The sequence below is a fragment of the Streptomyces sp. NPDC005485 genome (assembly GCF_040606085.1).
Classification (GTDB): domain Bacteria; phylum Actinomycetota; class Actinomycetes; order Streptomycetales; family Streptomycetaceae; genus Streptomyces.
In genome coordinates this window covers 1-20,901 of the sequence record NZ_JBEXDZ010000017.1, presented here as the reverse complement: position 1 = coordinate 20,901, position 20,901 = coordinate 1, and the positions used below count along the sequence as shown (strand labels likewise).

Annotated in this window: 22 protein-coding genes; 9 read left to right on the top strand and 13 right to left on the bottom strand. The window is 71.0% G+C overall.

All coding sequences use genetic code 11. The features are described 5' to 3' along the window. Positions 1-68 precede the first annotated feature (68 nt). From ABZS97_RS08745 to ABZS97_RS08735, 3 genes are all read right to left on the bottom strand, one after another. Positions 69-995 carry an aminoglycoside phosphotransferase family protein gene (locus ABZS97_RS08745; protein ID WP_356135161.1) on the bottom strand — a complete coding sequence of 309 codons (927 nt, stop codon included), beginning with the start codon at positions 993-995 and terminating at the stop codon, positions 69-71. A gap of 153 nt (positions 996-1,148) precedes the next feature. Next, on the bottom strand, positions 1,149-1,631 hold the full coding sequence (locus tag ABZS97_RS08740) for a VOC family protein (RefSeq protein WP_356135159.1): 483 nt from the start codon (positions 1,629-1,631) through the stop codon (positions 1,149-1,151). Positions 1,632-1,704: 73 nt separating this feature from the next. Further along, positions 1,705-2,520 carry an alpha/beta hydrolase gene (locus ABZS97_RS08735; RefSeq protein WP_356135157.1) on the bottom strand — a complete coding sequence of 272 codons (816 nt, stop codon included), beginning with the start codon at positions 2,518-2,520 and terminating at the stop codon, positions 1,705-1,707. Between the two features lie 270 nt (positions 2,521-2,790). On the opposite strand from ABZS97_RS08735, the gene ABZS97_RS08730 reads away from it, so the two are divergent. Then, positions 2,791-3,444: an ATP-dependent Clp protease proteolytic subunit gene (locus ABZS97_RS08730; protein ID WP_356135155.1), complete on the top strand. Its 654-nt coding sequence runs from the start codon at positions 2,791-2,793 to the stop codon at positions 3,442-3,444. Between the two features lies 1 nt (position 3,445). Further along, on the top strand, positions 3,446-4,048 hold the full coding sequence (locus tag ABZS97_RS08725; protein WP_356135153.1) for an ATP-dependent Clp protease proteolytic subunit: 603 nt from the start codon (positions 3,446-3,448) through the stop codon (positions 4,046-4,048). A gap of 49 nt (positions 4,049-4,097) precedes the next feature. Here ABZS97_RS08725 and ABZS97_RS08720 read toward each other — a convergent pair whose 3' ends face one another. The 3 genes from ABZS97_RS08720 to ABZS97_RS08710 all read right to left on the bottom strand — a co-directional run bounded on the left by ABZS97_RS08720 (position 4,098) and on the right by ABZS97_RS08710 (position 6,822). Next, the gene (locus ABZS97_RS08720) at positions 4,098-4,550 is read right to left on the bottom strand and encodes a helix-turn-helix transcriptional regulator (protein WP_356135151.1); all 453 of its coding nucleotides are present in this window, start codon (positions 4,548-4,550) and stop codon (positions 4,098-4,100) included. A gap of 325 nt (positions 4,551-4,875) precedes the next feature. After that, entirely contained in the window at positions 4,876-5,361 is a 486-nt protein-coding gene (locus ABZS97_RS08715) for a hypothetical protein (protein WP_356135149.1), read from the bottom strand. Between the two features lie 96 nt (positions 5,362-5,457). Next, complete coding sequence (locus tag ABZS97_RS08710) at positions 5,458-6,822, bottom strand: DUF6777 domain-containing protein (protein ID WP_356135147.1); 1,365 nt, start codon at positions 6,820-6,822, stop codon at positions 5,458-5,460. Between the two features lie 162 nt (positions 6,823-6,984). Between ABZS97_RS08710 and ABZS97_RS08705 the strand changes: the two genes are divergently transcribed. Next, complete coding sequence (locus ABZS97_RS08705; protein WP_356135145.1) at positions 6,985-8,256, top strand: streptophobe family protein; 1,272 nt, start codon at positions 6,985-6,987, stop codon at positions 8,254-8,256. Here ABZS97_RS08705 and ABZS97_RS08700 read toward each other — a convergent pair. From ABZS97_RS08700 to ABZS97_RS08685, 4 genes are all read right to left on the bottom strand, one after another. Then, complete coding sequence (locus tag ABZS97_RS08700; RefSeq protein ID WP_356135143.1) at positions 8,253-9,257, bottom strand: serine/threonine-protein kinase; 1,005 nt, start codon at positions 9,255-9,257, stop codon at positions 8,253-8,255. The genes ABZS97_RS08705 and ABZS97_RS08700 overlap by 4 nt on opposite strands. Then, a complete protein-coding gene (locus ABZS97_RS08695; protein ID WP_356135141.1) occupies positions 9,257-10,021 on the bottom strand; it encodes a hypothetical protein in 765 nt (254 codons plus the stop codon). The genes ABZS97_RS08700 and ABZS97_RS08695 overlap by 1 nt, the downstream gene beginning before the upstream one ends. A 5-nt stretch (positions 10,022-10,026) precedes the next feature. Then, positions 10,027-12,369, bottom strand: coding sequence for an FHA domain-containing protein (locus ABZS97_RS08690; RefSeq protein WP_356135139.1), 2,343 nt, complete (start codon positions 12,367-12,369; stop codon positions 10,027-10,029). Between the two features lie 78 nt (positions 12,370-12,447). Beyond that, positions 12,448-12,858: a hypothetical protein gene (locus tag ABZS97_RS08685; RefSeq protein WP_356135137.1), complete on the bottom strand. Its 411-nt coding sequence runs from the start codon at positions 12,856-12,858 to the stop codon at positions 12,448-12,450. 431 nt (positions 12,859-13,289) lie between these two features. On the opposite strand from ABZS97_RS08685, the gene ABZS97_RS08680 reads away from it, so the two are divergent. Further along, complete coding sequence (locus ABZS97_RS08680; protein ID WP_356135136.1) at positions 13,290-13,676, top strand: nuclear transport factor 2 family protein; 387 nt, start codon at positions 13,290-13,292, stop codon at positions 13,674-13,676. Between the two features lie 126 nt (positions 13,677-13,802). Beyond that, complete coding sequence (locus tag ABZS97_RS08675; protein ID WP_356135135.1) at positions 13,803-14,096, top strand: DUF1905 domain-containing protein; 294 nt, start codon at positions 13,803-13,805, stop codon at positions 14,094-14,096. A 52-nt stretch (positions 14,097-14,148) separates the two neighbouring features. Here ABZS97_RS08675 and mgrA read toward each other — a convergent pair whose 3' ends face one another. Beyond that, positions 14,149-15,144, bottom strand: a complete 996-nt coding sequence (gene mgrA / locus ABZS97_RS08670) for an L-glyceraldehyde 3-phosphate reductase (protein ID WP_356135133.1) — start codon at positions 15,142-15,144, stop codon at positions 14,149-14,151. Between the two features lie 146 nt (positions 15,145-15,290). On the opposite strand from mgrA, the gene ABZS97_RS08665 reads away from it, so the two are divergent. From ABZS97_RS08665 to ABZS97_RS08655, 3 genes are all read left to right on the top strand, one after another. Further along, positions 15,291-16,205, top strand: coding sequence for a LysR substrate-binding domain-containing protein (locus ABZS97_RS08665; RefSeq protein WP_356135131.1), 915 nt, complete (start codon positions 15,291-15,293; stop codon positions 16,203-16,205). A gap of 67 nt (positions 16,206-16,272) precedes the next feature. Beyond that, positions 16,273-17,781, top strand: a complete 1,509-nt coding sequence (locus ABZS97_RS08660; protein ID WP_356135129.1) for a carotenoid oxygenase family protein — start codon at positions 16,273-16,275, stop codon at positions 17,779-17,781. A gap of 27 nt (positions 17,782-17,808) precedes the next feature. After that, on the top strand, positions 17,809-18,324 hold the full coding sequence (locus ABZS97_RS08655) for a DUF664 domain-containing protein (RefSeq protein ID WP_356135127.1): 516 nt from the start codon (positions 17,809-17,811) through the stop codon (positions 18,322-18,324). Here ABZS97_RS08655 and ABZS97_RS08650 read toward each other — a convergent pair. Together ABZS97_RS08650 and ABZS97_RS08645 are read right to left on the bottom strand one after the other, a co-directional pair. After that, the gene (locus ABZS97_RS08650) at positions 18,306-19,376 is read right to left on the bottom strand and encodes an adenosine deaminase (protein WP_356135125.1); all 1,071 of its coding nucleotides are present in this window, start codon (positions 19,374-19,376) and stop codon (positions 18,306-18,308) included. The two genes, ABZS97_RS08655 and ABZS97_RS08650, sit on opposite strands and share 19 nt — an antisense overlap. A 39-nt stretch (positions 19,377-19,415) precedes the next feature. Next, positions 19,416-19,808, bottom strand: a complete 393-nt coding sequence (locus ABZS97_RS08645; RefSeq protein WP_356135123.1) for a VOC family protein — start codon at positions 19,806-19,808, stop codon at positions 19,416-19,418. A gap of 237 nt (positions 19,809-20,045) precedes the next feature. Here ABZS97_RS08645 and ABZS97_RS08640 point away from each other — a divergent pair, with 237 nt between their 5' ends. Continuing rightward, on the top strand, positions 20,046-20,756 hold the full coding sequence (locus tag ABZS97_RS08640) for a dienelactone hydrolase family protein (protein WP_356135121.1): 711 nt from the start codon (positions 20,046-20,048) through the stop codon (positions 20,754-20,756). Positions 20,757-20,901: the final 145 nt, after the last annotated feature.

Below are 20,901 nucleotides of genomic sequence, written 5' to 3'. Positions count from 1 at the left end.
AGAGGGAACGGAGGAGTTACTTCTGTGCCCTTTTTCTTTTGCCACGGGCTGCCGGAGGCTCTGAGCGTTCACTCCGTCAGCAGGTCTGCCAGTTGGTCGACGAACGTGATGAGCCAGTCCAGGCGTGCTCCGCCGCGAGCCACCCGGAATCCGTGTCGGCGGCCCCAGACCGCCGCCTCGACGGCGTGCAACTGAGCCCAACGCCGGACGCGTTCGCGCTCGACCTCCGCCGCCTCGGCGAAGACGTCGATGACGCGGTGAACCGCCTTGCTCAGGTCGTCCGCCTCAAGGAGCGTCAGCGCGCGCGACTTGAGCAGCGTGCCGCCGTCGTACGCGGGATCTCCCACGTAGCCCTTGGGGTCGACGGCCAGCCACGGCTCCCGGTCGGCGCGCAGGATGTTGCGGGCGTGCAGGTCGCCGTGGACGAGAGTGTCCGGCTGGGTGCGGCCCAGTTCGCGGACGGTCGCGACGGCGGCGTCCACCGCGCGACGCGACATCGTGTGCGTCAGTTCCTCCGCGTTCTCGTGCAGTTGCTCCTCCCAGGCGTCGGCCTGTGCGCACAACCGGGGCAGGTCGGCCGGCGCCGGGACGGCCAGTCGGCGGTTGATCCGCCCGGCGACCCGTGCCACCGCGTCGCTGTCGTCGACCTCCGCCAGGGTCGACGTCCGGACCCGCTCCAGGAGTATCGCGAAGCGCCGGTCGTCCCGCTCGTGCAGGAACACGGCCCCACGCCCGCCCCACGCTGCGAACGCGTCCGGCTCATGGACGTTGCCGGGATGCGGAAACGACACCTTCAGCACGGCGGGCCCATCGCCCTGCCGCCGCGCCGGGACGATGACCCCGACTCCCCCGTGCATGACCGCGCCGTCCGGCACGCACCCCCAACGCTCCAGCAACTCGTCCACGATCCCGGGCAGTTCGGCAAGCCACTGCGCCCCGGGTTCCCCTTCGCGCTCGACGGTGCTCCGCGCGAACGCGTCTGGTACCTCGATCATGCGCACACCCTATGCACCGGACGAACGCCGCCGGCGCGGCAGTCTTCGCTGTCCGCAACGTGACGCACAGCACGCGTACGCGGCGCTGCGCAGCGGCCCGCCTGCCCTGACCCCGGCTGGGGTGGGGGCAGGCAGGCCCGCCGTGCCGGCACGTCACTCGCCCGCGTACGCCTTCTCCAGGGCGGCGAGGTCCAGCTTGGACATCTGGAGCATCGCCCGGCTGGCGCGGGTCGCCTTCTCCGGGTCCGGGTCGGCGATCATCTCCAGGAGCCTGGCCGGGATGACCTGCCAGGAGAGGCCGAACTTGTCCTTCAGCCAGCCGCACGGGCCGGGGTTGCCGCCGTCCTCGGTGAGCTTGTTCCAGTAGAAGTCGACTTCTTCCTGGTCCGCGCAGTAGATCTGGAAGGAGATGGCCTCGTCGAACGTGAACTGCGGGCCGCCGTTCAGGGCCACGAACTTCTGCCCGTTGGCCACGAACTCCACGGCCACCACGGAGCCGGCCGGGCCGGGGCCGGCGTCGGTGTAGCGGCCGACCTGGCCGAGCTCGGAGTTCTTGAAGATCGACACGTAGTAGTGGGCGGCTTCCTCTGCCTGTCCGTCGAACCACAGGCATGTGGTAAATCCGTCGGCGGGCATCGATTCCTCCTCGGGTGGGGTACGTCGTCATCTCTGTCGACCGGTCGTCGACCCGAAACTCATCGGTGGCGCGTCATGTGTTCTCGGCGCCTCGGGCCGCGAAGGCGGCGATGTCGGCGAGGACGCGTTCGGGCTGTTCCCAGTGGACGACGTGCCCGACGCCTTCGTAGGTGAGCAGTCGCGCTCCGTGGACGGCGTCCAGAATGGTCTGCTGGTCGTCTCTGGGCAGGAAACCGTCCTGGTCGCCCCAGATGACGAGGGTCGGCACCAGGATGCCCGCGAGTGTGGCGCGGAGGTCGGCTTCCAGCAGTCCGCGGACGGTCTCCTGCCAGACGTACGCGGGAAGCTTGAGGCCTTCCTCGACCAGCGTCTCGACGAATCCGCGGGCGATCGGCCGGTCGACCATGCCCGCGAGGAACTCCTCGACGAACTCGCGCGGCACGGGGTCCGAGAGGCCTTCGACGCTCTCGCGCACAGCGGTCACCGCCGGCTTGTCCGCGAGGGTGGCGGGGACCCCGACCAGCACCAGCCCGGAGATCCGGTCCGGGTGGCTGCCCGCGACGATCCGGGCGCTCACGCCGCCGCTGGAGGAACCCACCAGGATCGTGCGGTGGATGCCGACGGCGTCGAGGAAGGCGACGAGATCGGCGGCGAAGTCGTCGGGCGTGTAGCCGTCGGCAGGGCGGTCGGCGTCGCCGTGGCCCCGCTGGGTGGGCGCATAGCCGTGCAGGGACGCGGGGAGCCGCCTCAGCAGGGGCTCGAAGGACCACCAGGAGTCCGCGAGTCCGTGCACGAAGACGACCGGTGTGCCCACGGGGTCGCCCGCTTCGGCGTACGGGAGGGTGAGCCCTTCCCGCGCCGGCGCGGATTTCAGGGAGATCGCGGTCATGGCAGCCTGCCTCCCTCCGCTCGGCCGCCCGGATTCCGTGGCCGGGGGATGCTCGCGGCGATCAGTTCCGACAGTACCGATCACCCCGGATCGGCGCAGAACGGGCGGCCGGGGCCGCCTCGCCCTGTGCCCGTCGGAGCCGGGGTTTCATGCCAGGACAACGTCTGCCCGTGGCGAATCTGCTGCGGGCCGAGAAAGCCCGGGCACAGGCGCGTTCGGGTCGAGAGTGGAGAACGCGGCGAGCCGGCCGCACCACCACGAGGAGGACCGATGACTCCACTCATCACAGGCTGGGATCCGGGCCGCGCCCCGCGGGCCGAAGAGGGCGACACCGCCGCGACCCGCTTCGACGACCATCTGGCCGCACAACTGCTCGCACAGCGGATCGTCCTGCTCGGCACCCAGGTCGACGAGGTCTCCGCCAACCGGGTCTGTGCCCAGCTGCTCCTGCTGTCGGCGGAGGACTCGCGGACGGACATCAGCCTGTACATCAACAGTCCGGGCGGATCGGTGACCGCGGGTCTCGCGATCTACGACACGATGCGACTGATCCCCAACGACGTCTCGACGCTCGCCATGGGGTTCGCGGCGAGCATGGGCCAGTTCCTGCTGAGTGTGGGCACGCATGGCAAGCGCTTCGCGCTGCCGAACGCGCGGATCATGATGCACCAGCCGTCGGCGGGGATCGGCGGGACGACCGCCGACATCGAGATCCAGGCGGAGAACCTGGAGTTCACCAAGAGGGCCATCGAGCGGATCACCGCGGAACACACCGGCCAGAGCGAGGAGACGATCTCCCAGGACGGCGACCGCGACCGCTGGTTCACGGCCGAACAGGCCATGGAGTACGGCATGGTGGACCGGGTCGTGGAGTCGCTCGACGACGTCCGCCCGGCCGCGTCACGACGACGGATGGGGCTCTGACATGGGTACGTACACGATTCCGAACGTCGTCGAGCGGACTCCCCAGGGCGAGCGGTCCTACGACGTCTTCAGCCGGCTGCTGTCCGAGCGCATCATCTTCCTCGGCACGGAGATCGACGACGGGGTCGCCAATGTCGTCATCGCGCAACTCCTCCATCTGGAGTCGTCGAGTCCGGAGAGCGAGATCGCGATCTACATCAACTCGCCCGGTGGCTCGTTCACTTCACTCATGGCGATCTACGACACGATGACGTACGTCCAAGCGCCGATCTCCACGTTCTGCGTCGGACAGGCGGCCTCCACGGCGGCGGTACTGCTGGCCGGGGGCGATCCCGGGCGACGGTTCGTGCTGGAGCACGCGCGGGTGCTGCTCGGCCAGCCGGCCAGCGGCGGTCGGCAGGGCACGGTCTCGGACCTCACCCTCCAGGCCAAGGAGATGCTGCGGATCCGCACGCAGGTCGAGGAGGTTCTCTCCCGGCACACGCACCATGACGTGGGCACCCTGCGCGCGGACATGGACCGCGACAAGATCTTCACCGCGCAGGAGGCCGTGGCCTACGGGCTGGCCGACGAGGTGGTCAGCCGACGGCTCGTGACGGCCTGATCCCCCCGAGGCGCCCGACGGCGCCCGGGCGGGACCGGCCGCGGGCCGCTCAGGCCGCCAGGCACATCCCGTCGTACCGCGGAGTGGACGCGGCGCGCCCACGGTCCGGACGCCGCAGCCGGGCGAGTCGCGTGAGCTCGTCCTGGGCCAGCGACAGCAGGTCGGGGAGCCCGAGGCCGAGAGCGCGCGCGGCGGCCGCGAGGACTTCCGAGGAGGCCTCCTTGCGGCCGCGCTCCAGCTCCGACAGGTAGGGCATCGAGATCCGGGCCTCCTCGGCCACGTCCTTGAGCGTGCGCTCCTGGGCCAGCCGCTCGCGTCGAAGGACGTCACCCACGAGGTCCCGCCACAGGGGCTCCTTCTCCGCGGGGGCCGGTGGCATCTGCCGCGGTGCGAGCAGCGGCCGAGGACGCTGCGGCGCGCGTGCCGGAGCGGTGGCCGGACTCGGCGCGGACGCCGGGCGCAGTGGAATGACGCGGGCTTCGTTCGGCGCTTGGTTGCTCACCCCCTCAGCCTAGAAGCACCGGGCCGCAGCGGAAGGCATCGGCGTTCCGCTCTCGGTGAAGTACGGAAGGCAGTTGGAGCCGCACCGCCGACCGCGCGGCTCCAACCTCGCCCTCCGGGAGCGTGGCGAGAACTCCCGCTCCTCGCCACCGAGGAGGACAACCGCGCGAGAAGTGAGGAGGGGAGCACCACTCCTCGCGCGCCGGGACGGCCCTGCCTCTCCGACAACCACGACCAGGCGGCCGTCCCGCTCCAGGCCTCGACCGTACTCCGCTCCGGCGGGACAACTCCCCCTCGGGCAACCGTAGGTTTGCACCGCTTCCGGTCTACTGCTCTCCCTCGCCGAGGACTTGGCCTGCCACCGGGCGCACGGCCACGGGAGCGCCCCTGAGCCGGACCTCGCGCAGGGGAACCCGGCGACCGACCAGTGTGGGGTGGGTGAGGGCGAGGAACCATGTGTCGGCGGTGACGGCGATCCCCCGGATGGCGGCCGCACGGTGGCATGCGCTCACGCCCCCGGGGTCGACGACCCAGCGGGGGCGGGCGAGGGCGGTGACGCTGCGGACCGACTGGCGGGAGTCGGCAAGGTCGTCGGTCTGGAGCACCACGAGGCGCCGTGGGGAGACCACGGCGGACAGCAGGTGCTTGATCACACTGGTCTCGGGGAGCAGCACGACCGGTTCGCCGTCCAGGTCGACGAGGCCGACGAGTTCGATGTACGGGTAGCCGCGCCGGGTGACCGCCAGCCGTGCGGCCGAAGCGCAGGCCAGTACGTCGAGGCATTCCTGTTCGGTGAGTCGGCTCTCGTCCACGTTTGGGCCCTCCGCCGAGTGGCCGCGACCGCAAGCACCGACGGTCGCGAACCGCATCCTGTGGAACTCTGCGTCACGGTCCCGCTGTCACAGTCGTCACAGTCCAGGGTTCGTATCGGACGACTCCGGCCCGGAGCCGGTCGACGCCGACTGCGCCGTCGTACCGGAGGAGACGTTGTCGGGTGGTGACGGCGGGTATGCCGGTCCTGTCGTCGGGGGCTGCGACGTCGACTGGGACGGCGACGGGGTCGGCGACGAGGAGGACGGGGCCGGCGGGCACGTGCTCGGGGCGCCGCTCGGGGAACCGCTCGGCGGTGCCTTCGACGGCGTACCGGTGGGTGCGGACACGCACGGCGAGGGGGAGTTCGGCGACGGAGAGCTGGGGGTCGCAGAGCTCGGGGTCGGGGAGGAGACGCTCACCGACGGGGACGGCTTCGCCGGGGGGTCCGTCTTCTGGTCGTGTTTGCCGGTGTCGCCGTGGTGGCGGGTGAACCAGTCGTCGTGGTCGGGGTCGTAGATCACGAACACGTTGATGACCGTGACCGCGGGCGAGACGACCACGACGTTCTGCGGCCGGTACGACGGCCACGAGTCACCCGTCCGCTTGGGGGTGCTCTGCTGCGCGACCGGCGGCAGCAGCGGGTTGCCGCAGGCACAGCGCACCCGGGGCACACCGCGGTCGTCGACGAGCACGGCGGTGCCTGTCTGCAGGACCGCCTGGTAGCTGGTGGGGGCGCCGTTGCGGTAACCGTGGTTGGTGACGCGGGTGTCCATGCGCAGCTGGACGGGGGTCAGCGAGCGCAGATAGGCGGGCACGGAGGAGGGCTGGATTCCCTCGACCGACGCGAACGCCCTGTTCTTCGCCGGGTCCGCCTTGAGCGCGTTGATCTGCTTCTCGACGTCGCAGCTGGCGACCTTGCGGGTGCCGCCGTAGAGGCCGGGCGCGGAACCGTCCACGCCGCGTGTCACGTTGGCGGACTCCGAGGTGTGGGTGGCCGTGGGGGTCTGGGGGGCGGTGGAACTGTCGCGTGCCGTCGACTCCGTGAACGGGTCGGGCCCCGACTTGCTCGCGGACTGCAGGAACACCTCGCCGCCCTTGGCGCTCGTGCCGCTGTCGTCGGAGCTGGTCAGGACTACGCCGATGGTCACCGCGGCGACCAGGCCCGCGGTGATCAGGGCGACGCGCGGCGCCGATTTCCACCAGGGGCGGTCCGGCCCCTTGCCGGCACCCTGTCCCGGTTCGCCCGGCCCGAGGGGACCGCTGGGTCCGGAGCCTGATCCGCCCGATCCGCCCGCGCCACCGTCGTCGCCCGCGCCGGACGCGCCGTCCGGGGGGCCCAGCGGGGCTCGGCCGCTCGGCTGGGTGGGGCTGGGCGGTGTGGGACTGGGCTGGGTCGGACCTGACAAGGGGCCCGACGGCGGTCCTGTGGGGCGGCCTGATGACGGCGGTTCGACGCTCACGAGTTCTTCTTCCCGGTGTAGGGTCCCACGGCACTTCAGATGCTTTGTGCCGCTTTCTTCCACAACGCACCCATTGTGTGCTCCGGCCCCATGCCGCCCGCAAGCCGACGCGGTCGGCCCTCCCGGCGCGCGGACCGCCTCACCGGTGCTTAGCGTGGCAGCGTGAGCCTCCAGACACCGTCCGACCAGGGAGTTGCCCGCCACGGCTGGGTCCAGGCCCTCGCGGCCGTACTGGCCGGGGTGATCGCCATGGGGGTGGTCGCCGGGCTCGGGCTGTGGGCCGCCGGAGCCGCGGACCTACCGGACAACGCCTTCCCGCACGTCGTCGCAGCCACCGTGGTGACGGCGGTCGGCGGCACCGTGAAGCTCTCCGGCGATGCCGGGGCGGTCGCCGGCACCAAGGCGGGCCTGACGGTGATTCCGCTGTCGGTCACGCTCGTCGGATCCCTGGTGATCGCCGCCGCGTTCCTGCGCCCGCTGCGGCACCGGGCCGTGGCGGGCGCCGCCGAACTGGCGGGCTGGGCCGCCCGGATCGCCCTGTTGTGGCTGGCGGCGCTCGTCGCCGTCGCACTCCTGGCACGCCAGACCTTCACGGTGTCGCTCGGCGACGGAACCCTCGGCGACATCGGCGGCCTGCTCGGCGCCACGCCGAAGGTGGGCTTCGAGACCGACATGCCGCCGACGCTGGCCTTCGGCGTCCTGTGGCTGGCGGGCGTGCTGGTCCTGGCCCTGCTGGTCGCGCGCGGGGCGCCCCTGCCGGCCCGGCTACTGCGCTTCCAGGAGTCGGTGCGACCGGCCGCCTTCGCGATGGTGGCGCTGCTGCTCACCTACGTCGGGCTGGGGCTGGCCGCCGGGCTGGCGGTGGCCGCGACGCGCGGACACGTCCCGGAGACGTTCGCCGTGATCCTGCTCGGCCTGCCGAACCTCGTCTGGCTCACCTTCACACTCGGACTCGGCGCCACCTGGAACGGCCGCGTGGACGGACCCTTCGGACTGCCCATGCCGCACCTCCTCGACCAGGTGCTGCGCACCCCGGACATCTCCACGCTCAATCTGCGCACCCTCGCCGACTTCGACGGCAGGGTGTGGTGGCTGGTGGTCGTCAACGCGGTCCTGCTGCTGGCCGCCGCGTTCCTCATGGCCGTCCGTTCACCCGCCCGGATGCGTGTCTGGCAGCACGCCCTGCACATGGCGATCGCGCTGGCGCTCACGGTGCTCATGATCTGTCTCGTCGGCCGGATCTCGGCGCACTACGGCCTGTCCGTGCTCGGCATCGGCGACCTCGGCGGCGGCCTGTCCGGATCGCTGCTCCTGCGACCCGAGATGTGGACCGCGATCGGCCTCGCCGCGCTGTGGGGACTGGTCACCGGATTCCTCGGCGGCGCACTGGCGAGCAGGGTCCACCGCCGGGGCGAGGTGGCCGCCGCCGTCTAACGCGGGAAGACCGGGTGGGCCCAACCGGGCGGTTGGGGTGGGGGCCCCGGGTACTCCGGTGTTCCGGCGGCCCCCGGATCCACCTGGGTCCGCTCGTGCCCGGCGTCCTTCGCGCCGCTCGCGGCGGCCCGCAGTGCGGTCACGAACGCGAGACACGAGTCGTAGCGGTCGTCGGGGCTCTTGGACAGCGCCTTCGCCAGTACGGCGTCGACGGGGGCGGCGATGTCACGGCGCTTGGCGCTCAGCGGCGGCGGGTCGTCGTACTGGTGGGCCCACAGCAGCGCCATGTCGTCCTCGCGCTGGAAGGGCGGCTTCCCGGCCATCGACTCGTAGACGACGCACGCGAGGCTGTAGACGTCGCACCGGCCGTCCACCGGCTTGCCCGAGATCTGTTCCGGAGCCACGTAGTCGAGCGTGCCGACGAACTGGCCGACGCTGGTGAACCCGGTCAGCGACAGCGACTTCTTCGTCAGACCGAAGTCCGTGAGGTAGACGTGCTCGGGGTGGTCGCTGTCGGTTCCCTCCGCCACCAGGATGTTGCCGGGTTTCACGTCCCGGTGCACCAGGCCGTGGTCGTGCGCCGCGTCGAGTGCGGAGGCGACCTGGAGGGCGATACGGGCGGCGACCTTGACCGGCATCGGGCCCTCGCGGTCCAGAAGGTGCCGCAGGTCGAGCCCGGCGACGTACCGCATGGCGATGTACAGGACGCCGTCGGTCTCGCCCGCCTCGAAGACCGGCACGATGTGGGGGTGGTCGATCGCCGCGGCCACCCGTGACTCATGGGTGAAGCGGCGCCGGAAGGTGTCGTTGCGTGCGAGTTCCGGGGCGAGCAGCTTGAGCGCGACGGCCCGATCCAGGCGCAGGTCCCTGGCCCGGTAGACGACCGCCATCCCGCCGCGGCCGATCTCGCGCTCGATCCGGTAGCTCGCGATCTGCCGGCCGACAAGGTCGGAGGGGCGTCCCGAGTACAGGCTCGTGTCGTGCCGCTCCCCGCCGTCCATCACCGGTCCCCCGGCTCGTCCGGCACGCGCGGGACGAGCCGTGTCGGATCCTGACCGTCCGGGTCGGCCTCTTGGACGAGCTGCGTCGCCTCATGATCACCGGGAGCCGCTTCCTGCACGAGGCGCTCCGGGCCATGACCACCGGGGGCGACCTCCGCCTCCTGCACGACACGTGTCGGGTCGTGACCGCCTGGCGCCGGCTCCTCCGCGAAGTGCTGGGGTTCGTGACGTTCGGGTGGGGGCTCGGGCTCGTCGCCGCCCGGTTCCGGCGTACCCGCCGCCGGGTCCCCGGTGGAGGCGTACGTGCTCAGCCGGGTGCCGTCGCAGTACACCCAGCGCTCGTGGTCGGCGTCGTACAGCCAGAGCGACTCCCCGTCGACGATCACCCCGACCCGCTGCCCGCGGGTGCGGGCCCGGAAGGACTCCCCGTCGAGCCGTCCGGCGGCGAGGTCCTCGGCCGCGCCTCGGTAGCCGGTGAGTGCCTGCTCCACGCGGGCCAGCAGCGGGCGCGGGTCCGCGGTGCGGGCGAGCGGGCTGCCCGCGGCGGGCGGCGCCTGCGGTACGGCGACCAGCAGGCGGCCGTCGACCCAGGCCGACCAGCCGTTGGCACAGGCGATCCGGGCCCAGTCGCCGAGCCGGTCGAGCAGCCGCACGGGCAGCAGTGCGTCGAGCGGCACCGTGGGCCGCGAGGGGTCCGGACTCTCCCAGGCGGCCATGCCGTCCTGGGGCACGACGTGCGTGGGGCGGAAGCCGGGAGTCGTCATCGCGCCTACTTCCGCATGACCGCGGGCTCGTGCCGCCGCAGCAGGCGTGCCACCGCGTAGCCGAAGACGACGCAGAGCACGACCAGCATGCCCATGTTGAGCAGCCAGACTCCCGCGGAGTGCCGGAACAGCGGGTCACCGGTCAGGTCTCCCGGCACGATCCGGGCCAGCCCGATGGTGCCCGCCATCGCGCCCAGCGCCCAGCGCGAGGGCACCAGCCAGGACAGCTGCTCGATGCCGGGCACTCCGTCCAGTTTCAACAGGGCGCCGCAGAAGACCACTTGGACGATGGCGAGCAGCACCAGCAGCGGCATCGTGACCTCCTCCTTGCGCACCAGGGCGGAGACGAGGAGACCCAGCATCATCGCGGTGAAGGCGAGCAGGGCGACGGCCGCGGTGATCTCCACGAGCGGCGGCAAGAGCACCCCTTTGCCGCCGGGCGCGTTGAGGTCGACGCCGAGCAGGGCGACGAGGCTCAGGACGACGGCCTGGAGCACGGTGACGCTCCCGAGGACGACGACCTTGGACATCAGGTACGCCGATCTGGACAGCCCCACCGCCCGTTCACGCTGGTAGATCACCCGTTCCTTCACGAGTTCGCGTACAGCGTTCGCGGCACCCGTCAGAACGCCACCGACGCACAGGATGAGCAGCGCGTTCATCGCCGTCTCCTGCGTCAGCTTGCTTCCCGCCAGGGCCCGGGCCATCGCACCCATCACGAACGGCAGCGCGATCATGATGGCGAGGAAGGTTCTGTCGGCGCTGAGCGCCGCCGCGTACCGGCGCACCAGCGTGCCGAGCTGGGAGCCCCAGCTCTGCGCCTTGTGGGGCGGCCCCACGGCGGCGGCGCGGGCGGGCTGCGGCAGATGGGGCTGCGCCGTCGAGTTGTCGACGTACTGCTTGTGCAGCGGTGAGCTGCGGTACTGGCCCGCCCAGTCGCGTTCGTGGTCGCGTTCGAAGGCTTCGAAGGCTTCCGGCCACTGCTCGTAACCGAAGTAGGCGAGCGTCTCGTCGGGCGGTCCGTAGTAGGCGACTTTGCCGCCGGGTGCGAGTACCAGGAGGCGGTCGCAGACGTCGAGGCTGAGCACGCTGTGGGTGACGACGATGACCGTGCGGCCGTCGTCGGCGAGGCCGCGCAGCATGTGCATCACGGAGCGGTCCATGCCCGGGTCGAGGCCGGAGGTCGGTTCGTCGAGGAACAGCAGTGACGGTTTGGTCAACAGTTCCAGGGCCACGCTCACGCGTTTGCGCTGGCCGCCGGAGAGGCTGTGGATGGGCTGCCCCGCGCGCTGTTCCAGGCCCAGCTCGCGGACCACCTCCTCGACGCGCGCCTGGCGCTCCGTTTTCGCGGTGTCCTGGGGGAAGCGCAGTTCTGCGGCGTAGGACAGGGCCCTGTGCACGGTGAGCTGGGCGTGCAGGATGTCGTCCTGCGGTACGAGGCCGATGCGCTGGCGCAGCTCGGCGTAGTCGCGGTAGAGGTCGCGGCCGTCGTACAGGACGGTGCCGCGGTCAGCGGGGCGCTGCCCGGTCAGGGCGTTCAGCAGGGTCGACTTTCCGGCGCCGCTCGGCCCCACGACGGCGAGCAGGCACTTCTCCCCCACCGGGAAGGACACCTGGTCGAGGAGGGTTTTGCGGCCGTGGTCGACGGCGACCGTGAGGCCCTGGACGTCGAGCGACACCTCGCCCGTGTCGACGTACTCCTGAAGCTGGTCGCCGACCAGGCAGAACGCGGAGTGGCCGATGCCGACGATGTCACCGGGCGTGATCGGGGCCCGGGCCACGGGCCGGCCGTTGAAGAAGGTGCCGTTGTGGCTGCCGAGGTCGACGATCTCGTACGTCGCGTCCGGCAGCGCCCGCAGCTCGGCGTGGTGGCGGGAGACGATCAGGTCGTCGACGACGAGGTCGTTGTCGCCGCCGCGGCCGATGCGGACCGTGCGGGCGGGCAGCGGCCGTACGGTGGTCGGCTGTCTGAAGGTGCCCGTGGCGGCGGGCACGGAGACGGCGGAGGGCCGTTCGGGAGCCGGTGGCGGGCGTTCGACGAGGACGGCGCGCGGGCCGTCGGCAGCGCTGCCGAAGCGGATGACACTGCCCGCTCCGACGCCCCACTCGTGGACGCGGCGGCCGTCGGCGTAGGTGCCGTTCGTGCTGTTCTCGTCCTCAAGGGTCCAGTGGTCGGCCTCGGGCCGCAGCACCGCGTGATGCCACGAGACCCGGACGTCGTCCAGGACGATGTCGCTCAGCGGGTCGCGCCCGACGTGATAGTCGTGGCTCGGAGTCATCACCGTGGAGCCCGTCTCCGTCTCGATGACGAGTTCGGGCGCAGTCGGCGTACCCAGCCGCTCTGCCATGCCAGAATTCTAGCCATTCAGCCCAATTTGCGCCTGGCCGATGGTGCGCGAGCCGGGCACCACCGGCCGAGCAGCACATCAGGCCGCGGGCGTGGCGAGCGCGGGGAGGGTCCGCTGCATGCGCAGCGCGTCCACGGATTCCGCCATCAGCTCGTACTCGGTGGTGTCGTCGCTGGTGGCGATCCGGACGAGTTTCCCGGCCGCCAACTCCTCGGCCACCAGCTGCTGTTGAGCAGTGTCGCCGCACCACGACCGCAGGACGCCCGGCACGTCCGGAGCGCTGTCGGCCATCGGCGCGATCGCGTTGGGCGGGATGTGCGGGTCGTCGGGCTGGGGGTCCAGCCGGTCGGCCATCCAGGCGGCGCGATCCCGCATCCACCACAGGGCGAGCGCCAGCGTGGGCGCGCGATAGGTTCCCAGCGGTACGCCGACACGCCTGCCGTCGCATATGCCGTACGCGGTGACATGGCACAGGAATTCGTCGTGCACGATCGCACCCCCATTGCGTCGTTCGCTGCCGGCCCGGCCTCGCTTTCCCTGCGGCTCCGTGCTGTTCCTGCGACTCTGTTGTGCGCGATGGTGTTGCGTGGGTGTGGCTGGATTTCCCTTGTCTTCGAGTATCGCCACTCCTGACACTCTGTCACCACGCCATTCCAGCCAGTCTCCTGGCATATTCATGGCCTCCGTTGGCCGAAACGGCACGCGTGACCCCACCCCGCCCGTCCGGCGCGCGTACACGGATCCGCGGAACCCGTCAGTTCGCTGATCTCTTCGCATCTCCTGCCGGCGCATTACCCGAGGGGTAATCGACGCCCTCCGCGCAGCCCGGCATGGTGTTCCTACCGGATCCCGACGGGGCACCAAGAGTCGGAGTCCGGCCCCTGACCAGCAGGTATGACCCAGACGGAGGATGATCGACCATGTCCGGAAACCACGACCGCTACGAGACCGCCGCCGCCCGTTACCTGGAGGCCTGGAACGCGGGCGAGCCGGAGGCGCTCGCCAAGGCGGTCGCTGCCGCCTGGACCGCGGACGGCAGCTACACCGACCCGCTGGTGGACGTCCGAGGGCACGAGCAGATCGCTGCCGTGATGACGGCGGCGCACGAGCAGTTCCCGGGCTTCTCCTTCAAGCTCGCGGGCACCGTCGACGGCCACCACGACACGGCTCGCTTCGGCTGGGAGCTGGTCAGCGACGCCGACGGATCCGCGCCCGTCGCCGGATTCGACGTGATCACCCTGGACGAGGACGGCCGTATCCGGACCGTGCTCGGCTTCCTGGACCGAGTGCCCACTGCGGCCGCCTGAGAGCCCTCCGGGGGCACCGATCACGGCTCCGGTCGAGCGACACGGAACTGCCGTCGCGGATCGCGATGAGTTCTGCTTCTCCCGCGGGTCTCCTGACTACGAGCACCACCGGAAGCGGAGGAAGCGATGACCACGACAGGCAAGCTGGACAAGCAGTTCACGGCAGTACTGCGGAAAAGCCCGGGCAAGGGCGGCTGGACCTATCTCGTATGGCCGGAGTCCGTCGCGTTCTTCGGAACCCGCGGACTGGTCAAGGTCAGCGGGACCATCGACGGCCGCCCCTTCCGCAGTTCCTTCATGGCGCTGGGCGACGGCACCCACAAACTGCCCGTGAAGTCCGACCTGCGCAAGGCGATCGGGAAGGAGGAGGGGGACACGGTGACGGTCCTGCTGGAGGAACGCGTCGACAACGGCGGCTGACCCTCGTGCGACGCAGGTCGCACGAGGGCCGCTCCGAGGTGTCCGCCGAGCGCTATCCGGCGGCGCCCACGATCGCGTCGATCCGGGCCAGCTCGTCCGAGTCGAAGTCCAGGGCGCGCGTGGCCGCCACGCTGTCCTCCAGCTGCTGGACGCTGCTCGCGCCGATGAGCGCGGAGGTCACCCGGCCGCCGCGCAGCACCCAGGCCAGCGCCAGCTGGGCCAGCGACTGGCCGCGGGACTTCGCGATGTCGTCGAGTGCGCGCAGCTGCTGGACGAGGTCCTCGGTGACCGCGTCGGAGTTCAGGAAGGGGCTGTCGCTCGCCGCCCGCGAGCCCTCCGGGATGCCGTCGAGGTAGCGGCTGGTCAGCAGCCCCTGCTCCAGCGGCGAGTAGGCGATCGAGCCGACCTGGAGCTCGTCGAGGGCGTCCAGGAGGCCCTCTTCAGGGCGGCGGTCGAGCATCGAGTAGCGCGGCTGGTGGATGAGCAGCGGGGTGCCCAGCTCACCCAGGATGCGGGCGGCCTCGCGGGTCTGCTCCGGCGAGTAGTTGGAGACACCGACGTACAGCGCCTTGCCCTGCTGCACCGCCGAGTGCAGGGCGCCCATCGTCTCCTCCAGCGGAGTCTCCGGGTCGGGACGGTGCGAGTAGAAGATGTCGACGTGGTCGAGACCCATGCGGCCCAGGCTCTGGTCGAGCGAGGACAGCAGGTACTTCCGCGATCCCCATTCGCCGTACGGGCCCGGCCACATCAGGTAGCCGGCCTTGGTGGAGATGATCAGCTCATCGCGGTAGGACCCGAAGTCGGCCTTCAGCGCGGCGCCGAGGGCGGACTCGGCGGCGCCGGGCGGCGGGCCGTAGTTGTTCGCCAGGTCGAAGTGGGTGACGCCGAGGTCGAAGGCGCGGCGCAGGATCTGGCGCTGGGTCTCGACCGGCCGGTCGGGGCCGAAGTTGTGCCACAGCCCGAGCGACAGCGCGGGGAGCTTCAGGCCGCTGCGTCCGGTGCGCCGGTAGGGCATGTCCGCGTAGCGGTCGGGGTGTGCGGTGTACAACGCGACTCCAGAGGGGTTGGCACGGAAACACCGGCGACGGGGAAGCACGGACCGGTGCGGAAGAACCGGTATCCACTCTTTCGCGAGGTGCGGGCAGCGGTCCAACAGAAGAATCCGATGGTATTCAGCGACTACGCTTCTCAATCATGGAACTCCGCCATCTCCAGCACTTCGTCGCGGTCGCCGAGGACCAGCACTTCACCCGGGCCGCCGAGCGGCTGATGGTGTCCCAGTCGGGCCTGTCGGCGTCGATCCGGGCGCTGGAACGGGAGCTGGGCAGCGCGCTGTTCGTACGGACGACCCGCCGGGTGACGCTCACGGAGGCCGGGCGCGCGCTGCTGGGTGAGGCCGAGCGGATCCTCGCACAGGTGCGGGCCGCGCACGAGGCGGTGGCCGCGGTGCAGGGCGTGCTGCGCGGCACGCTCGCGCTGGGCACCGAGCAGTGCATCGCCGGGGTGCATGTGGCCGGGCTGCTCGCCGCGTTCCGGCGGCGCCATCCGGACGTGGAGATCCGGCTGCGGCAGGCGGGCTCCGGTGCGCTTGCGGAGGAGGTCGCGGCGGGGCGCCTGGACCTGGCGTTCGCGGTGCGGACGCAGGCGGACACCGAGCAACTGCGGTCGGTGTCGCTGACCAGCGAACCCATGACCGTGCTGTGCCATCCCACGCACCGCCTCGCTGCCGCCGACGCGGCGCTCACACCGGAGGAGCTGGGCGGCGAGGCGTTCGTCGACTTCCATCCGGACTGGGGGCCGCGCCGCACCACCGACACGGCCTTCGCCGCCGCGGGTGTCCGGCGGACGGTCGCGCTGGAGGTCAACGATGTGCACAGCCTCCTCGACCTGGTCGACGAGAACCTCGGCATCGCCGTCGTACCCCGGCATTTCCGGCACAAGCGCCGGGCGCTGACCTCGCTGCCCCTGAAAGGCACCGGCGAGACGGTGTACGAGACCGTGGCGCTGCTGCCACCGCCGGAGGCGACCAGTCCGGCCGCCCGGGCACTGATGGATCTGCTCGAAACAGGGGGCCTGGCAACACCCCCGGACGGGGCCCACCCCTCCTGACCCGGCCCTTCTCCTGACCCAGACTCGTGAGCGTTCTTCACGACAACATCGGTCAGGAGCAAGGGAAATGACGGAACACACACGACGAGGTGTGCTGCGCGGTGCGGCGGCGATCGCGGCGGCCGGCGGGCTGGCCGGTACGGGAGTCGCCGCGAGCGCCCGGCCGGCGTCCGCGGTGCCCCAGGAGACCGCGAGCCGCCACTACCCCTTCCTCGAAGGGGCGTTCAAGCCGGTCACCGAGGAACTGACGGCGTTCGACCTGGCGGTCACCGGGCGCATCCCGCGCGAGTTGAACGGCCGCTATCTGCGAAACGGCCCCAATGTCCTCGGACTTGAGGACCCGCGCGCCCACCACTGGATGCTCGGCGACGGCATGGTGCACGGCGTCCGGCTGCGCGACGGCCGCGCCGAGTGGTACCGCAACCGCTGGGTGCGCTCGTCGCAGGTGACGAAGAAGCTCGGCGAGCCCTACCCCGGTCCCGTGCCGCCGGACGACTTCCCCTGCAACACCCATGTCATCCCCTACCGGGGACGGATCCTCGCGCTCCAGGAGAGCGGTCCGCTGCCCTACGAACTCGACCACGAGCTCAACACGGTGGGCACGTACGACTTCCGCGGCACTCTGGAAGGGGCGTTCACCGCGCACACCAAGTTCGACGCGCAAGCCGGTGAACTGCACGCGATCACCTACTACCCGACCTGGGACCACATCCGGCACCTGGTCGTGGGCCCCACAGGCCGCATCTCGCGCACGACGCGGATCCCGGTGACCGAGGGGCCGATGATGCACGACTTCGCGCTCACCGAGAAGCATGTGGTCGTCTTCGACATGCCGATCACCTTCGACCCCGCGGCGGCCGAACGCGGCGACCTGGTGCCGTACATCTGGAACACCGAACACCCCTTCCGTGTCGGCGTCATGCCCCGGTCGGGCGGCACCGTCCGCTGGTTCACCGTCGATCCGGTCTTCTACTCGCACACCCTCAACGCGTACGACGACGGCGACTCGGTGGTCATCGACCTCACGACCTATCCGGCGCCCTTCTACGCCGCCGGCCGCGGCTCGGACGGGCCCACCGCGGTGGGCACGGCGAAGCTCGAACGCTGGACGGTCGACCTGCGCCACGGGCGTGTCCGGCAGAGGACGATCGACGACCGCCCGCAGGAGTTCCCGCGCGTGAACGAGGCGCTGGTCTCCCGCCGCCACCGCTACGGCTACTCGGCGGCATCCGCCGAGATGACGCTGGCGTACCTGACGCCCGACGGCAATCCGCCCGACCGCGCCTTCAGCAACGCGCTGATCAAGCACGACCTGCTGCGCGGCACTTCCCAGGTGCACCGGCTGCCACGCGGCGCGGCGGCGGGCGAGGCCGTGTTCGTGCCGTGCGACCCCACCGACCCGAAGGCTGCCGAGGACGACGGCTATGCGATCGCGTATGTGCACAATCCCGACCGCTGTGCCGCCGACCTGGTGATTCTCGCGGCACAGGACTTCACGGGCGAACCGGTCGCCCGGATCCATCTGCCGGGCCGGGTGCCGCTGGGATTCCACGGGAGCTGGATTCCCGACGCATGACGCGCCGTGATGCGCGATGGTGGAAGCATGCATGCAAAGGACATCCTCATCGACGCGTACGGCCGCATCCAGGAAGAAGTCCACGCCGCGGTCGACGGTCTCTCGACGGACGAGCTGCACAGCCGTCCGGCCGTCGACGCCAACTCCCTTGCCTGGCTCGTCTGGCACCTCACCCGCGTCCAGGACGACCATGTCGCCGACGCCGCCGGACTCGACCAGGTGTGGCTGTCACAGGGCTGGGAGAAACGCTTCGGGCTCGACCTGCCACGCAGGGACACGGGCTACGGCCACAGCTCCACCCAGGTCACCAAGGTGCGGGTCGAGTCGGGCGACCTGCTGACCGGGTACTACGACGCCGTCCACGAACAGACCCTGGAGTTCGTGCGCGGGCTCGCCGCCAAGGACTTCGAGCGTGTCGTGGACGAGCGCTGGGACCCGCCGGTCACCCTCGGCGTCCGGCTGGTGAGCGTCCTGTCCGACGATCTGCAGCACGTCGGACAGGCCGCCTACCTACGGGGGCTGGTTCAGAGCGCGGCCGCGTAGCCCGGCAGGACGACGTCCTCGATCAGGGCGTTGCGCTCGTCGAACGGGATGAACGCGCTCTTGAGGGCGTTCACCGTGACGGTACGGAGGTCCTCGACGCCCCAGCCGGCCTCCTCGACCAGCAGGGACATCTCGCGGGTCATCGTCGTGCCCGACACCAGACGGTTGTCGGTGTTGAGGGTGACCCGGAAGCCCAGGTCCTTCAGGGCGGTGATGGGGTGCTCGGCGATCGAGGTGGCGGCGCCGGTCTGAAGGTTTGAGGTGGGGCACATCTCCAGGGCGACACGGCGGTCGCGCACCCAGCCCGCGACGCGGCCGAGCTTGCCGTCCACGATGTCCTCGGTGATACGGACGCCGTGGCCGATGCGCTGGGCACCGCAGACCTGGAGTGCCTGGTGGATGCTGGGCAGGCCGTGGGCCTCACCGGCGTGGATGGTGAAGGGGACGTTCTCCCGGCGCAGGTGCTCGAAGGCGCCCAGGTGGTCGGCGGGCGGGAAGCCGTCCTCGGCGCCGGCGATGTCGAAGCCGACGACGCCCGCGTCCCGGAACGCCACCGCCAGGTCGGCGGCCTCACGCACACGGTCGAACATCCGCATTCCGCACAGCAGGGTGCCGACGCGGACGGGGGTGCCCGCGGCCGCGGCCTTCGCCATACCGGCGGCGAGGCCCTCCTGGACCGTTTCGACGACCTCGGCGAGGGTCAGCCCGCCGTTGGTGTTCAGCTCGGGCGCGTAGCGGACCTCGCCGTAGACGACACCGTCCTCGGCGAGGTCGAGCACGTACTCCTCGGCGGTGCGCAGCAGGCCCTCGCGGGTCTGCATCACGGCGAGGGTGTGCTCGAAGGTGGCTATGTAGCGCACCAGGTCACCGGAGTTGGCGGCGTCGTAGAACCAGGCTGCCAGTTCCTGGGGGTCGGTGGTGGGCAGCGTGTGGCCCACCGTCTCGGCGAGTTCCACCAGGGTGGCCGGGCGCAGACCGCCGTCGAGGTGGTCGTGCAGTACGGCCTTGGGGAGGCGGCGAAGGGTGTCGATGTCGATGCGGGGCGCGGTCATGCGTGTCTTTCCTCGGCAGGTCGTCTTGGGGAGGTCTGGTTACTGGGCGGGCTGGAGCAGGTCCCAGCGGTTTCCGTACAGGTCCTGGAAGACGGCGACCGAGCCGTACGGCTCGTGGCGCGGCTCCTCCAGGAAGGTCACGCCCGCGTCGCGCATCCGGGCGTGGTCGCGGGCGAAGTCGTCGGTGTGCAGGAAGAACCCCACGCGGCCGCCGGTCTGGTCGCCGACCCTGCCGTGCTGGGCCTCGTTCTTGGCCCGGGCCAGCAGGAGGCCGGTGCCGTGGCCCGCCGCGCCGGGTTCGACGACCACCCAGCGGGAGCCGTCCGGCCTGGGTTCGTCCTCGGCGAGCCGGAAACCGAGGGCCTCGGTGTAGAAGCGGATCGCCTCGTCGTAGTCGTCGACGACGAGGGTGACCAGGGCGATGCGACTCATCAGGGCCTCTCGGAAGGTTATACGTAACACGTAGGGTACGGCATCTTCGGACCACGTCATGATCCGAGGGCGTACTCGACCGCACGGCGCCCCGGGTGCGTGGTCCGCGGGCGCCCCGCATCGGCCTCCTGCGAGCCGCCCGCAGGCGCCGCGCACACGCATGGCATCGTGGGGATCATGCCGGGGCCCCGCTTCGGCACACCTCATCACGCGCTTCCCCTACAGGAGTTGAGTGCCATGTCAGAGAAGCCGAAGTCGACGGGCGCCCCCGCGCACCAGAACGTGACCTTCCCCAGCGCCGGGGCCACCGCGCACGGCTATCTGGCGCTGCCGCCCTCCGGACAGGGACCCGGCGTGATCGTCATCCAGGAGTGGTGGGGCCTGACCGACCACATCGCCGATGTCGCCGACCGTCTGGCCCAGGAGGGCTTCGTGGCGTTGGCGCCGGACCTCTACGGCGGCAATGTCGCCCACGACAGTGCCGAGGCCCTGCGCATGATGGGGGAACTGCCGGTCGCACGCGGCGTCGAACTCCTCTCCGGAGCGGTCGACCACCTCCTCGGGCTGCCCGAGGTCACCTCCGAGACGGTGGGCTCCGTCGGCTTCTGCATGGGTGGCGGCTTCGTGATCTACCTGGCCGCCGCTGACGCCCGCGTGACGGCCGCGGCGCCGTTCTACGGCGTGATCCAGGGCGAGCTGCCCGACTTCTCCGGCCTCAAGGCACAGATCCAGGGCCACTACGGCGAACTCGACACGACCATTCCGGTGGAGCAGTTGGAGAAGCTGAGCCAGGCGATCCAGCAGCAGTCCGGCATCACCGCGGACCTGCGCCTCTACCCCGCCCATCACGCCTTCTTCAACGACGGCCGCCCCGAGGTGTACGACCCCGAGTCGGCCGCGCAGGCCTGGCAGAGCACGGTGGCATTCCTGCACGCACAGCTGGGCTGAAGGCCTTTGGGTCGGTTGTCCCGGAGGGATCCGACAGGCTGCTGCTCGGCGCTCGGCGCTCGGCGCTCGGCGCTCGGCGCTCGGCGCTCGGCGCTCGGCGCTCGGCGCTCGGCGCTCGGCGCTCGGCGCTCGGCGCTCGGCGCTC

Bases quoted from the DNA above. Each gene is read 5' to 3' on its own strand.
- ABZS97_RS08665 (WP_356135131.1), top strand. From the start codon at position 15,291: ATGGAACTCCGCCATCTCCAGCACTTCGTCGCGGTCGCCGAGGACCAG.
- ABZS97_RS08690 (WP_356135139.1), bottom strand. From the start codon at position 12,369: ATGGCAGAGCGGCTGGGTACGCCGACTGCGCCCGAACTCGTCATCGAG.
- ABZS97_RS08640 (WP_356135121.1), top strand. From the start codon at position 20,046: ATGTCAGAGAAGCCGAAGTCGACGGGCGCCCCCGCGCACCAGAACGTG.
- ABZS97_RS08740 (WP_356135159.1), bottom strand. From the start codon at position 1,631: ATGCCCGCCGACGGATTTACCACATGCCTGTGGTTCGACGGACAGGCA.
- ABZS97_RS08680 (WP_356135136.1), top strand. From the start codon at position 13,290: ATGTCCGGAAACCACGACCGCTACGAGACCGCCGCCGCCCGTTACCTG.
- ABZS97_RS08725 (WP_356135153.1), top strand. From the start codon at position 3,446: ATGGGTACGTACACGATTCCGAACGTCGTCGAGCGGACTCCCCAGGGC.
- ABZS97_RS08735 (WP_356135157.1), bottom strand. From the start codon at position 2,520: ATGACCGCGATCTCCCTGAAATCCGCGCCGGCGCGGGAAGGGCTCACC.
- ABZS97_RS08660 (WP_356135129.1), top strand. From the start codon at position 16,273: ATGACGGAACACACACGACGAGGTGTGCTGCGCGGTGCGGCGGCGATC.
- ABZS97_RS08650 (WP_356135125.1), bottom strand. From the start codon at position 19,376: ATGACCGCGCCCCGCATCGACATCGACACCCTTCGCCGCCTCCCCAAG.
- ABZS97_RS08655 (WP_356135127.1), top strand. From the start codon at position 17,809: ATGCATGCAAAGGACATCCTCATCGACGCGTACGGCCGCATCCAGGAA.
- ABZS97_RS08745 (WP_356135161.1), bottom strand. From the start codon at position 995: ATGATCGAGGTACCAGACGCGTTCGCGCGGAGCACCGTCGAGCGCGAA.
- ABZS97_RS08645 (WP_356135123.1), bottom strand. From the start codon at position 19,808: ATGAGTCGCATCGCCCTGGTCACCCTCGTCGTCGACGACTACGACGAG.
- ABZS97_RS08700 (WP_356135143.1), bottom strand. From the start codon at position 9,257: ATGGACGGCGGGGAGCGGCACGACACGAGCCTGTACTCGGGACGCCCC.
- ABZS97_RS08695 (WP_356135141.1), bottom strand. From the start codon at position 10,021: ATGACGACTCCCGGCTTCCGCCCCACGCACGTCGTGCCCCAGGACGGC.
- ABZS97_RS08730 (WP_356135155.1), top strand. From the start codon at position 2,791: ATGACTCCACTCATCACAGGCTGGGATCCGGGCCGCGCCCCGCGGGCC.
- ABZS97_RS08675 (WP_356135135.1), top strand. From the start codon at position 13,803: ATGACCACGACAGGCAAGCTGGACAAGCAGTTCACGGCAGTACTGCGG.